Below are 13379 nucleotides of genomic sequence, written 5' to 3'. Positions count from 1 at the left end.
GCTGCTCGGTCGCAGGCTGATCGCCACGCGCCCAACCACTATATCGCCATGATGACCGAGACTCTTCCGCCGTTCGCCGCCTTCGCCCCGCCGATCCGCGAGCAGGGGCCGCTGCGCCGCGCGATCACCGCCGCCGCGCGCCGCCCCGAGCCCGATTGCCTGCCCGGCCTGATCGAAGCGGCAAGCCTGCCCGACGCCTTGCGCGCCGACGTCGCCGCGACGGCGCGGGCGCTGGTGACGGCGTTGCGGGCCAAGAATGACGGTGGCGGCGTCGAAGGGCTGGTCCAGGAATATGCGCTTTCGAGCCAGGAGGGCGTTGCCCTGATGTGCCTCGCGGAAGCGCTGCTGCGGATACCCGACACCGCGACCCGCGATGCCCTGATCCGCGACAAGATCGCTGCAGGCGACTGGAAATCGCATCTGCGCGGCGATCAATCCTTGTTCGTCAACGCCGCGACATGGGGTCTGGTCGTCACCGGCAAGCTCTCGGCGAGCGTCAACGACAGCGGTCTCGCGGCGGCGCTCACCCGCCTGATCGCGCGGGCGGGCGAGCCGGTCGTACGGCGCGGCGTCGACATGGCGATGCGGATGATGGGCGAGCAGTTCGTCACCGGCGAGACGATCGACGAGGCGTTGCGCCGCGCCCGCGCCATGGAAGCCAAGGGCTTCACTTATTCCTACGACATGCTGGGCGAGGCGGCGGCGACGGCGGCCGACGCGGTGCGCTACGATCGCGCCTATCAAAGCGCGGTGCATGCGATCGGCAAGGCCGCCGCGGGGCGCGGCGTGCTGGCGGGACCCGGCATCTCGATCAAATTGTCGGCGCTTCATCCGCGGTACGCGCGCGCTCAGGCGGAGCGGGTGATGAGCGAGCTGCTGCCGCGGGTGAAGGCACTCGCGATGACGGCCAGATCCTACGACATCGGGCTCAACATCGACGCCGAGGAAGCCGATCGGCTCGAGCTGTCGCTCGACCTGCTCGAGAGCCTCGCGCTCGATCCGGACCTGGCGGGCTGGAACGGACTGGGTTTCGTCGTCCAGGCCTATGGCAAGCGCTGCCCCTACGTGATCGACTATCTCGTCGACCTCGCGCGCCGCTCGGGGAGGCGGATCATGGTGCGGCTGGTCAAGGGCGCCTATTGGGACGCCGAGATCAAGCGCGCGCAGGTCGACGGGCTGGCCGACTTCCCGGTCTATACCCGCAAGGCCCATACCGACGTCGCTTATATCGCCTGCGCGCGAAAGCTGATCGCCGCCAAGGATGCGGTCTTCCCGCAATTCGCCACCCACAACGCCCAAACCCTCGCCACCATCTATCATCTGGCCGGGCCCGGTTTCGAGCAAGGCGATTACGAGTTCCAGTGCCTGCACGGCATGGGCGAGCCGCTGTACGAGGAGGTCGTCGGTCCGGGCGGGCTGAACCGGCCGTGCCGCATCTACGCGCCGGTCGGCACGCACGAGACATTGCTCGCCTATCTCGTCCGGCGCCTGCTGGAGAATGGCGCGAACAGCTCGTTCGTCCACCGCATCGCTGACCGCGAGGTGCCGATCGACGCGCTGATCGCCGATCCGGTCGAGACGGTGCGCGCTATGGAAGTGCCCGGCGCGCCGCATCCTTTGATCAGGCTGCCTGCCGAGCTTTATCCGGATCGCCCCAATTCCAGGGGAATCGACCTCAGCGACGAAAGCGCGCTCGAGGCGCTCGGGGAGGGCCTTCGGGCGAGCGTGGCGATCGAGTGGATGGCTGCGCCGCCCGGCGCCTCCGGCAGCCCGCGCGCGGTGCTCAATCCCGCCGATCACCGCGATGTCGTCGGGCATGTGACCGAAGCGACACCGGACGAGGCCAGGCTCGCGGTCGCACGGGCTGCCGCGTCGGCTTGGCGCGACGTCGCGGTGCCCGATCGCGCCGCCTGCCTCGAACGTGCCGCCGATGTCCTGCAGGCGCGGATGCCGGTCCTGGCCGGCCTGATCATCCGCGAGGCTGGGCGAACCACAGCCGACGCCATTTCCGAAGTGCGCGAGGCGATCGACTTCCTGCGTTATTATGCCGCGCAGGCGCGCCTCCGGCTTGAGGACGGGCAATCGCCGCTCGGCGCGGTGGTGGCGATCAGCCCGTGGAACTTCCCGCTCGCCATCTTCACCGGCCAGATCGCCGCCGCGCTCGCCGCGGGCAATGCGGTGCTCGCCAAGCCCGCCGAGCAGAGCCCGCTGATCGCCGCCGAGGCGGTGCGCCTGCTGCACGCGGCGGGCATCCCGGACGATGCGCTCCAGTTCGTCCCCGGCGACGGCGCGATCGGTGCCTCGCTCGTCGCCGCGCCCGAGGTCGCGGGCGTGATCTTCACCGGCTCGACCGAGGTCGCGCGGCTGATCCAGGCCCAGCTCGCCGAACGGCTCTCGCCGGCGGGCAAGCCGATCCCGTTGATCGCCGAGACCGGCGGCGCGAACGCGATGATCGTCGATTCCTCGGCGCTGGCGGAGCAGGTCGTCGCCGACGTGATCGCCTCCGCGTTCGACAGCGCCGGCCAGCGCTGCTCGGCGCTGCGCATCCTGTGCCTGCAGGATGAAGTCGCCGATCGCATCATCGAGATGCTCGAAGGCGCGCTCGCCGAGCTTGCGATCGGCCGCCCCGATCGCCTCGCCGTCGATGTCGGCCCGGTGATCGACGCCGAGGCCGCCGCCGCGATCGAGCGCCACGTCTCGGCGATGCGCGCGCTGGGGCGTCCGGTGCACCGGCTTCCGCTCGGCCCCGAGGCGGCCCACGGCACGTTCGTCGCGCCGACGATCATCGTGCTCGACAAGGTGTCGGACTTGCCTGGCGAGATTTTCGGCCCGGTGCTGCACGTCGTCCGCTACCGACGCGATGCGATCGACTCCTTGATCGAGGAGATCAACGCGACCGGCTACGGGCTCACCTTCGGCCTCCACAGCCGGCTCGACGAGACGATCGCGCATGTCACCTCGAAGATCGAGGCGGGCAATCTCTACGTCAATCGCAACATGATCGGCGCGGTGGTCGGCGTGCAGCCGTTCGGCGGGCGCGGGCTTTCGGGCACCGGCCCCAAGGCCGGCGGGCCGCTCTATCTCGAGCGGCTGGTCACCGATCCCTCGGGCGAGCCACTTGCTAGGCAGCACAACGGCCCGGCTCCAGCCTTGCTCGATTATGCCGTCTGGCTCGAAGCCAAAGGGGAGGGGGAAGCCGCGGCCAAGGCACGCGCTTACGGTTCTGCCTCACCGGTCGGCTATACGGCGGAGCTTCCCGGTCCGGTCGGCGAGCGCAACCTCTACGCGCTCGAGCCACGCGGCCCGATCCTGCTCCGGCCCGAGACTTTGCAGGGGCTGTTCGATCAGCTCGGCGCGGTGCTCGCGACCGGCAATCGCGCGATGATCGACGCGCCGCCATCCTTGATGCAGGCGCTCCGCGACGCGCCGGACAGCGTCCGCGCGCGGCTGGTCGAATTTTCGAGCGAGCCTGTCGCCGGGGCGCTGGTCGAGGGCGCGCCCGACCGGGTGATCACGACGCTTCGCGCGATCGCGGAGAGGGGAGGGCCGCTGGTGCTGACCCAGGCCGCAAGTCCCGAGCGGTGCGCCGCCGGGCCCGCCTATCGGCTGGAATGGCTGTGTGAGGAGGTCACGACGTCGATCAACACCACGGCCGCGGGCGGCAACGCCAGCTTGATGACGATCGCTTGACGGCATGGCGGCGGCGGTCGCGCACGCCGTTTCGCATTTTGATCTGGCAACGCGCTGAGAAATAGGCTTTGACCACGCTCGTCGGGGAGTAGCGCAGCCTGGTAGCGCATCTGCTTTGGGAGCAGAGGGTCGCAGGTTCGAATCCTGTCTCCCCGACCATTCTCCCCAAGATACACGTGACGCTTGCGAGCGATCACATCGATCGCGTCGGCCGCGCGCTTGGTGTGAAGAAAGCGCGCCGTTGAACTCACGGGAGCGGGGAGCAATCGACCTCGGCGGTTCGACGCGCTAACGATTGGGGATGCGTAACAAGACAATGTCTCGCGGCGCCTTCCTGCTGGCGTCCTCCATCGCTCTGGCTCAATGTGGTCCAGCGGAGGAGACGTACACCGCACCGACAGAAGCGACCGCTCCGCAGCCGACCGATCCCGCTGCGGTCGCAGGGGCCGACAAGCTCGCTGCTCCCGATTTGGCGAGAGTCTGCCGAGCAACGGTTGCCGCCCTCAACGATCATGACCCCGATATCGTGAAAGTCAGCGGGAACAGCGGCGAGCTTGTGCAAGTCCGCTACGCCGATGCCAGTGATGGCAAAGTCTGGACGAATGAGTGTCGGGTGATAGGCAACCGCGTGATTTTGCGCACAATCGAAGCTTTCGGCCCTCAGAGCGGAAAGGGTCGTTGGCGTACCGCACCAATGGATGAGATCATTACCTACAAGATAGAGGGGCCGGAGGTGAGCGTCACAACAAAATACTCCGAGACATCGAGCTCCACCGAAACGTTCATCCTCCCGAACTGAGTTGGCATGAGACTCTTTGCGGCAATTGCCATGATCGCCGCCGATCGCGTTGCCGTGGCAGGATGCGCGGGGCGGGGCCGCCGCTGCTGGTGCCGGTGTGATGATCCGCGCTGCCTCGGACAGGATTGAAGCCGTCCGGCCGAAGCTAGAGCATCGTGCGCAAAAGTGGGAACCGGTTTTGCGCAGCAAGTGATGCGGTAACAGAGGATTAGAGCGGGATGCGTGATCCAGATATCGCGCATCCCGCTCTAGGTGCTTTGCAGCGCGTCGGGTTTCCGCTCGGCACGCACGCGAACGCCCTCAGAGCTGGGACTGGCGCTTAGCGCTCTACCGGAACAGGCCGTCTGCGGGCCGTCGGCTCCTCCACTCTTCGCTACCGCAAAGCTGCCTCGCTATTCGTTTTGATTAGCAGGCGGCGGATTTCCGCAAATCGGTCACTCGCTTCTCCCAGCATCGGGTGCGCTTCCAGCCCTTTCTAGGGTGAATCACCGATATTGACGCCGCAGGACCAAGCGCAAGTTGAATTCTGCTGGAGCGCGAAAGATACAGAAGGTGCGAGATCGTGGCGGTTTCCCGCAAGGACTATGGTGCGTCCGAATACAAGGCTGCGCTGTCCCACGCTTTCTGCGCGCTTTGCTGTGTCTTGTACCCATATTCTTCGCATCCCCGACTTGGGCACAGGACGACGGCGCGCGGCTTTACATGATGGTTCCCCAGGGCACGACAATCGCCTCTGCGAGGGGGCATTTGCTGCGAAGCAATTTGGCGGTCGACCCTGGGACGGTCGCCGAGGATGATCTCAATACAAACTTGCTGGTTTTCCAGTTCGTCCAGGCGCTCACTGTCCTGGACGGTCAGTCGTTCCTTTTCCTGGTGGTTCCGATGAGCCGGATCGAAGCCGAGGCGACGATGCCCGGCGACGGCGCCCCGAAATCCATTTCGGGGTTTGGCGACGCCCAGCTCGGCTTCGTGCTGGGCGTCCATGGAACCCCATCACTTTCGCCGGCCGATTATGGCAATCATCCGCCCGGTTTGGCGGTGAACCTGCTCGCCAAAATCTTCTTTCCGACTGGGAAATATAGCGAGTCTCGTTCGATCAATATCGGTGCCAACCGCTTCGCGCTGAGGTTGGGCGCGCCAATCGTCTACGCGATCGGCGAGCGGATGAGCGATCGGCAACTGATGACCGTCGAGCTCATGCCGACGGTGACCTTCTACGGCAAGAATGAAGACCCGCTCGGCGCGGAGCAGACCAAGCAGAAGCCGCTCTTCACTCTGGAAGGTCACCTCACCCGCGGCTTCCACGAGAATTTCTGGGCATCCCTCGATCTGCTTTGGCGTCGAGGCGGCGAAGTCGAGGTCGACGGCATCGACGCCGGCAATTTTCAGAGTGCGCTGTCGCTCGGCGCTACCGGCACCTTCGCGCTGAGCCGCAGGGCGTCACTGCGGCTCAGCTACGGCGGCGTCGTCAGCCGCAACGAACATGGCCCCAATGGCTGGATGGCGCGCGCCATCCTGGGGTTCGTGCTGTGAAACCAGCCTCTTCAAAGGAGAAAATCAATGGCAACCACCCTCGAAAAACCGCCCGTCTCAAATGCACTCCCTGCGGAGAAGGTGAAGGGCCGGCAATCGGCCATGGCGATCCCAAAGGGCGGCTATTTTCCGGACAAGGTGGAGCAGGGCCGCTTCGGTCCGACCTACCCGCGCACGCCGGTCAATTACGGCTTTACGATCATCGCGCAGGTCAAACCCGGCCATGAGGAGAATTTGTACGAATATGCACGCACCCTCGAGAAAGCCGTCGCTGCGACGCCCGATGTTCTCGATGTCCTGAAGCTCCACACGCTGAGGTGGGTGATGTTCGACATCAAGGGCGACACCTACTTCATGTACCAGGGAATCTTCGACACCGATTTCGACAAATATACCGAGGACGCGGTCAACATCTTCTCGTCGGTCGGCCTCAGCACGTCGTTCGAGAATCTCGTGGGATTTCCGACGGATTGGAAGACCAATCCGGCGGCGTTCGTCCAATTCGTGCGCGACCACCATTGCCCGAGCTTCCTGGAATATGCCGAATATTCCTATGTCTCCTCAAAGGAGGTGAAGAGCGCGCTGGCGGTGAAGAACGGCCTCGCCGAGGTTCTCGACAACATGCAGATGTAGGGGAGCGGCATCATGCTCGAACTCGACGACATCCAGCACATTCTCCTGACCCGGACGCCGGCGCTCACGGGGCGATATGATTTCATGTCGTTCGCGGATGCCGCCAGCGGCCGGGCCTGGCTATCGGAGATTTTGTCGACCGTCCGGTCCGCCGCGACGGTCGGGGTTACGGAAGCGGACAAACGCTGGGTAACCGTCGCCTTCACCTGGAACGGCCTGCGGCGCCTCGGAGTCGACGAGGCGTCGCTGGCGAGCTTCCCGGAGGAGTTTAAGCAGGGGATGGCGGCCCGGGCGGAAGTGCTGGGCGATACCGGCGAGAGTCATCCCGATCACTGGCGTGACGGCGGCGCCAGCCCGGACCTCCATGCCATCGCGATCCTGTTCGCGCGCGACGCTGCAGAGCGCGATCGTTGCGACGATACCCACGCCGCACTGTTGGAGCGCTGCGCAGGTGTCCGGGTCATTTCGACACTGGCACTCGAAGCGACTCCGCCATTTGAATTCGCGCACGATCATTTCGGATATCGCGACCGGCTGTCGCAACCGGTGATCGAAGGCACCGAGGACATACCCTATGCCGGTTCCGGCGGACCGCTCAAGGCCGGGGAGTTCATCCTCGGCTATCCCGACGAGAGCGGGCAACCCTATCCGATGCCGCAGCCCGAAATCCTGTCACGCAACGGCAGCTATCTGGCCTATCGCCGGCTTGAAGAGCATGTTGGCAGGTTTCGCGATTTCCTCGCCGAGCATGCCTCGACAACCGAAGAGCAGGAACTGATCGCCGCCAAGCTGATGGGGCGGTGGCGTAGCGGCGCTCCGCTGACCCTGGCGCCCGACAAGGACGACCCGGAACTCGGTGCCGACCTCAGCAGGTCCAACGACTTCAACTATAAGGACAAGGATCCGCACGGCTATGCGGTCCCGCTCGGCTCGCACATCCGGCGCATGAATCCGCGCGACACGGGGGTCAACATGAACCGCCGCCGGATGATCCGCCGCGGTGCCACCTACGGCCCGCACCTGCCCGAAGGTCGTCCCGACGACGGCGTCGAGCGGGGAATCGCCGCCTTCGTCATTTGCGCGAGCCTGATCCGCCAATTCGAATTCGCCCAGAACGTCTGGATCAACGACAAGAATTTCCACGAACTGGGCAACGAGCGCGATCCGATCATCGGCAACCAGGACGGGACGCTGGAATATAAGATCCCCAGGCGGCCAATCCGCAAGAAGATCACTGGGCTTCCCGCCTTCACCACAGTCAGGGGGGGCGCCTACTTCTTCCTGCCTGGGATCAAGGCGCTTTCCTATCTGACCAAGCTCGGCGGCGACGCCCGGGCGACCCACCAAAAGGAGGGAATTTGCCATGGCACAGTCCCCGTCGGCACGGACGTATAATCAAAAGCACGTCTCGCGACCCTTAACTCCCGGCAAGCGCCGGATCAGCATCTACTGGACGTGGAGCTACCCGTGGGAGGTCCAGCGCAATCCAGCTTTGTTGGAGAATCGGTTCTCGACCTTCACCGAGGTCCGCAATGTACTGTGGCCGGCCTATGAAACGCCGCAATATCAGATCGACGGCTTCCTGCAGGGGATCGACGGGACGCTCGAGCTGTTTCACACTTCGGCGCTGAGCTTTCAGCGCGTTGCCGAGGAATGCACCGGCCATCCCGTCGCGGTGTTCCAGCGGGTCGACCAGGCGGGATTCCGCCAGCCGATCGACGAGCGAATTCTCGACGATTGCGACACTTTAATGGTGTTCGGGCTCGACCACCTTCCCGGCGACGAGAAGGCCGATCCAGCCGAGATCGAAGCAATCGGCAAATGGCTGAAGCGCGACGGCACCTGCCTGCTCTTGGCGCCGCATCACGACGTCGGCTTTACCGACGACTTTGACCAGCGGCAGATAGAGTATCTCCACCATGGCGATGCGCTGGTCCCGCGCCAGCAGCGCTTCACGACCTATACGCGTGATTTGATGGCCGGGCTCGGCGTTCCGGTGCACAATGTCTGGGGATTGCATCCGGCCCGTAAGGATGGCGACATCGCGCCACTGACCAAGTTCCCTGAAGCGGACGGGCTCGGGCTGCTCGAGGGCGTTCCGACCCTCAATTTCCACCCCCATTTGCCGCACTATGAGGTAACGGAGCCAGGCAGCGACCGCATACGCGTACTCGCCCGCCAGCCGATCAATCTGGAGCGGCCCCATCCATTCACCGCCGCAGGGAATACCGAGTTCAACATCGTACTTTGGATGCCACCGGAAGGTGACCGAGCTGGCGACATCGTGCTGGTCGATTCAACTCATTTCACGACCCTGTTCGGGGGCACGGCAAGCCTCGAGAAGTTCTGGCGGAATGTGGCCCTGATGCCAGGTCGACACGAAACGACGCGGCTCGTCCGCGAACCCCAAATGGCGCACTGACGTGGCTCCATGAAGGCCGCTCCAGGGGCAGTCGAGACTTCGCGTTTAGCGGCAACGCGATGTTCTCAGTGACTTGGCAAGAGTAAAAAATTGATCGGGTGCCTCTCTCCCGACCATTCTGACCCCGGCGACTGGGGTTTCTTCCACACGAGGCCGTTCGGCGATACGGCTGTTCCCCGCAGCAACTTCTGCCGTAGCTTGGCGCGACCCGGGGGCGTGATCTCGAACATGGACACCTCCACGATCCTGATGGTCGCGGCGCTGATGGCGCTGGCGGCGGCGCTCTATACCTCGGTGGGCCACGCAGGTGCTTCCGGCTATCTCGCGATCATGGCGCTGTTCGCGGTGGCGCCGGCGACGATGCGGCCTACGGCGCTGGTCCTGAACATCATCGTCGCGAGCCTGACGACCTTTCGCTTCGTGCGTGCCGGCCAGATCAACCCGAGGCTGCTCGTGCTGTTTGTGCTCGGCGCGGTCCCGGCCGCCTTCGTCGCCGGCGGGATCAGCTTGCCCGGCAGCACCTATCGCCCGATCGTGGGACTGGTGCTGTGGATCGCGGCGCTGCGCTTCTTGTGGCCGACGCCGCTTGGCTCGGCCGAAGCGCCGAAGCCTCCACCGCCGATCCTCGCGATCGGGAGCGGCGCCGGCATCGGATTTCTGTCCGGCCTGACGGGAACCGGCGGCGGCATCTTCCTCAGCCCGTTGATCCTGTTCTTCGGCTGGGAGTCGGTGCGCAAGACATCCGGGATATCCGCCGCCTTCATTCTGTGCGTGTCGATTGCGGGGCTTGCCGGCAATCTCAGCAGCGTCGGCGGGCTGCCGCGCGAATTGCCCTATTTCATGGCCGCCGTCGTGACCGGGGCCTTGATCGGCACCAGGCTGGGCCTGTCGATCCTGCCGACCCAGCGATTGTTGCAGGCGCTGGGCTTTGTTCTCGTGATCGCCGGCGCCAAGCTCATCTTCAGCTGAGAAGCCGCTGGGCGGCCAGCAGGATCGCAAGGCGTGAGGTCATGCTGGATCGACCTGGATCATTGCGGCTGGCGGCGCGCGATCGGGCCGGGGTCATTGGCCACGATCGACAGCAATGCGGTCCACGCCGCGACATTCTGCCGCAGTTGCACAGGATCGATCTTGTCGAGCGTGTCATCGGGCGTGTGGTGAAGGTCGAAATAGCGTGTTCCGTCCTGGTCGAGATCGACGACCGCGACCCCGCTCTTGACCCATTTATCGACGTCGGCGCCCCCGTCCGCCGGATCATCTGAGCGTGCGATGCCGAGCGGCGCGAGCGCAGCCGCGATCCGATCGGCCAGGTCATTGTTCGTCGCGGCGAAGCCGTGCTGGAAGCGCCAGACGCGGTCCGCGCCGAAATCGGCTTCCGCGACCAGCACCACATTCTCGTCACGGTGACGGTCGAAATAGGCGTTGCCGCCGAACCCGCCGACTTCCTCGGCGCCCCACCAGACGATTCGGATCGTCCGCCGTGGCCGGCGTGGACCCGCGAGCATCGCCTTGGCGCCCGCGGTGGTGATCGCGAGGCCGGCGCCATCGTCGACCGCGCCCGTGCCGAGATCCCAGCTGTCGAGGTGGCCGCCGATCAGCACGGTTCCGGCCTTTGGGTCGCTGCCTGGCACCTCGGCGACGACATTGCCCGACGGCTGGTCGGCCAGATTGCGGGGCGTCAGCACCAGCCGCATCGTCACCGGCTTGCCGCGGGTGAGCATGCGCTGCAGATTCTCGGCGTCGGGGACGGACAGCGCCCCGGCAGGGATGGCCCTAACGCCGGCCGGAAAATAGGTCTGCCCGGCGTGCGGATTGCGATGGTGGTCGGTGCCGACCGAGCGGATCACCACCGCCGCGGCGCCCTTTGCGGCGGCGATCGCAGGTCCCTCGAACCGGACCGGCCCGAACGCGCTATAGCCCGAGCCGTCCTGGGTCGGCTGCATCGCGTGGTCGATGAAGGCGATCTTGCCGGTGAGGCTTCCCGCCGGCGCGGCACGCAAGGCTTCGAGGCCCATGAAACCGATCACCTCCGCAATGATCCCGGCCTCGCCGGTCGATGCGCTCGAGCCGAGCGCCGTCACCGCCATCTTCTGCGGAAAAGGCGAGACGATCTCGGCAGTCTCGGCGCCGCGCACCCAGACCGGCATCCGAAATTCCTCGACATGGACGTTGCTGAAGCCGAGTGCTTTGAGCTTGGCGACTGCCCAGCGCCGCGCCCGTGCCTCCGCTTCGGTTCCGGCAGGCCTCGGGCCGACTTCGGTGGTCAGCCCCTCGATGATATCCCATGCGACCGCGTCTGCGGTCCCGGCGGCGGTCGCCGCGCCGCCTGATCGCGCCGATGCCGTTTGCGGCGCCCCGAGCAGCAAGAGAAGCAACGGAACGATCGCGCGCATCGCCGAGCGATTACAAGCAGCTGGATGGTTTGCCAATGGCGGTGAACGAGGGTAGGGCGGCGGCAATTCCGTACATCCTCATGGAGAGACGCGCCACCATGGCCGCACAGTATAGCTACGTCATGAAGAACATGACGAAAACCTTTCCGGGCGCGCCCAAGCCCGTGCTCAACAACATCAATCTGCAATTCTATCCGGACGCCAAGATCGCGATCATTGGGCCGAACGGCTCGGGCAAATCGACCTTGATGAAGATCATGGCCGGCCGCGACACCGAATTTTCGGGGGAAGCCTGGCCCGGCGACGGGATCCGCGTCGGCTATCTCGAGCAGGAGCCCGAGCTCGATCCGACCAAGACGGTCAAGGAAAACGTCATGGAGGGCGTCCGGCCGGTCGCCGACCTCGTCGACCGCTTCAACGAAATCTCCAACCTGATGGCGGATCCGCCTGAGGATGCCGACTTCGACGCGCTGATGACCGAAATGGGCGAGCTTCAGGAAAAGATCGACGCGGTCGATGGCTGGTCCTTGGACAACCAGCTCGAGCTGGCGATGGACGCCTTGCGCTGCCCGCCGGGCGACAGCCAGGTCGCCAGCCTCTCGGGCGGCGAGAAGCGCCGAGTCGCGCTGACGCGCCTGCTGCTGGCCAAGCCCGACATCCTGCTGCTCGACGAGCCGACCAACCACCTCGATGCCGAAAGCGTCGCGTGGCTCGAGCGGCACCTCGTCGATTATAAGGGCAACGTTATCCTCGTCACCCACGACCGCTACTTTCTCGACAATGTCGTGAACTGGGTGCTCGAGCTCGATCGCGGCCGCTATTACATCTACGAGAGCAATTATTCGGGCTATCTCGAAAAGAAGGCCAAGAGGCTCGAGCAGGAAGAGCGCGAGGACGCGGGCAAGCAAAAGGCGATCCAGGAGGAGCTCGACTGGATCCGGCGTTCGCCCAAGGCGCGCCAGACCAAGTCCAAGGCCCGCATCCGGGCGTTCGACGAGCTGGTCGAGGCGCAGGAGAACCGCACCCCGGGCAAGGCGCAGATCCTGATCCAGGTGCCCGAGCGGCTCGGCGGCACCGTGATCGAGGCGAAGGGTCTGTCGAAGGCCTATGGCGACAAATTGCTGTTCGAGGACCTGACCTTCAGCCTGCCGCCCGGCGGCATCGTCGGCGTCATCGGGCCCAACGGCGCGGGCAAGACCACCTTGTTCAAGCTGATCACCGGCGTCGAGCAACCCGACAGCGGCAGCATCCGCATCGGCGAGACCGTCCATCTGGGCTACGTCGATCAGAGCCGCGATGCGCTCAGCCCGACCAAGAACGTCTGGGAGGAAGTGTCCGGCGGCGCCGACGTCTTCCGCTTCGGCAAGCACGAGATCGCCAGCCGCGCCTATGTCGGCGCATTCAACTTCAAAGGGTCGGATCAGCAGAAGAAGGTCGGCCAATTGTCGGGCGGCGAGCGCAATCGCGTCCATATGGCGAAGATGCTCAAGGAGGGCGGCAACGTCCTTTTGCTCGACGAGCCGACCAACGACCTCGACGTCGAGACGTTGCGGGCGCTCGAGGATGCGCTCGAGAACTTCGCCGGCTGCGCGGTCGTGATCAGCCACGACCGCTTCTTCCTCGATCGGCTGGCGACTCACATCCTGGCGTTCGAAGGCGACAGCCACGTCGAATGGTTCGAAGGCAATTTCGAATCCTACGAGGAAGACAAGTTGCGCCGGCTCGGCGACGAGGCCACCCGCCCGCATCGCATGACCTATCGGAAGCTCACCCGCTAAAGTGGGCGCGGCCCGGCCGATGTGCCCGGCCCCCGTGCGCTTCACCACCGGAACGAAAGCACCGACCTGTCGTTCTTCGACTTGGCACGGGGCGATGCCGATGCGCATGGACCTCCTGCCATGGATTTCCC

The 13379-nt window shown here is 65.2% G+C and carries 9 protein-coding genes and 1 tRNA gene; 9 read left to right on the top strand and 1 reads right to left on the bottom strand.

What is annotated here, in order from left to right:
- Positions 1–48: 48 nt before the first annotated feature.
- From putA to V6M48_RS00390, 8 genes are all read left to right on the top strand, one after another.
- Positions 49–3690 (top strand): trifunctional transcriptional regulator/proline dehydrogenase/L-glutamate gamma-semialdehyde dehydrogenase, encoded by a 3642-nt coding sequence (gene putA / locus V6M48_RS00425; RefSeq protein WP_443019018.1) that lies wholly within the window; start codon positions 49–51, stop codon positions 3688–3690.
- A gap of 82 nt (positions 3691–3772) precedes the next feature.
- Positions 3773–3849, top strand: a tRNA-Pro gene (locus tag V6M48_RS00420).
- Positions 3850–3991: 142 nt separating this feature from the next.
- Positions 3992–4489: a hypothetical protein gene (locus V6M48_RS00415; protein ID WP_332810542.1), complete on the top strand. Its 498-nt coding sequence runs from the start codon at positions 3992–3994 to the stop codon at positions 4487–4489.
- Positions 4490–5251: 762 nt separating this feature from the next.
- The gene (locus V6M48_RS00410) at positions 5252–6022 is read left to right on the top strand and encodes a transporter (RefSeq protein WP_332810541.1); all 771 of its coding nucleotides are present in this window, start codon (positions 5252–5254) and stop codon (positions 6020–6022) included.
- A gap of 27 nt (positions 6023–6049) precedes the next feature.
- Positions 6050–6655, top strand: coding sequence for a hypothetical protein (locus V6M48_RS00405; protein WP_332810540.1), 606 nt, complete (start codon positions 6050–6052; stop codon positions 6653–6655).
- Between the two features lie 12 nt (positions 6656–6667).
- Positions 6668–8050, top strand: a complete 1383-nt coding sequence (locus tag V6M48_RS00400; protein ID WP_332810539.1) for a Dyp-type peroxidase — start codon at positions 6668–6670, stop codon at positions 8048–8050.
- Positions 8019–9077, top strand: coding sequence for a hypothetical protein (locus V6M48_RS00395; protein ID WP_332810538.1), 1059 nt, complete (start codon positions 8019–8021; stop codon positions 9075–9077). Before V6M48_RS00400 ends, V6M48_RS00395 begins: the two co-directional genes overlap by 32 nt.
- A gap of 249 nt (positions 9078–9326) precedes the next feature.
- Positions 9327–10046: a sulfite exporter TauE/SafE family protein gene (locus V6M48_RS00390; RefSeq protein WP_332810537.1), complete on the top strand. Its 720-nt coding sequence runs from the start codon at positions 9327–9329 to the stop codon at positions 10044–10046.
- Between the two features lie 59 nt (positions 10047–10105).
- Here V6M48_RS00390 and V6M48_RS00385 read toward each other — a convergent pair whose 3' ends face one another.
- Positions 10106–11470 (bottom strand): M20/M25/M40 family metallo-hydrolase, encoded by a 1365-nt coding sequence (locus tag V6M48_RS00385; RefSeq protein WP_332810536.1) that lies wholly within the window; start codon positions 11468–11470, stop codon positions 10106–10108.
- A 98-nt stretch (positions 11471–11568) separates the two neighbouring features.
- Here V6M48_RS00385 and ettA point away from each other — a divergent pair, with 98 nt between their 5' ends.
- Entirely contained in the window at positions 11569–13248 is a 1680-nt protein-coding gene (ettA, locus tag V6M48_RS00380; protein WP_332810535.1) for an energy-dependent translational throttle protein EttA, read from the top strand.
- Positions 13249–13379 lie beyond the last annotated feature (131 nt).

Origin of the sequence: Sphingomonas sp. (assembly GCF_036677245.1) — a bacterium.
Lineage (GTDB): Bacteria > Pseudomonadota > Alphaproteobacteria > Sphingomonadales > Sphingomonadaceae > Allosphingosinicella.
This window is presented reverse-complemented; position numbering and strand designations above follow the sequence as displayed.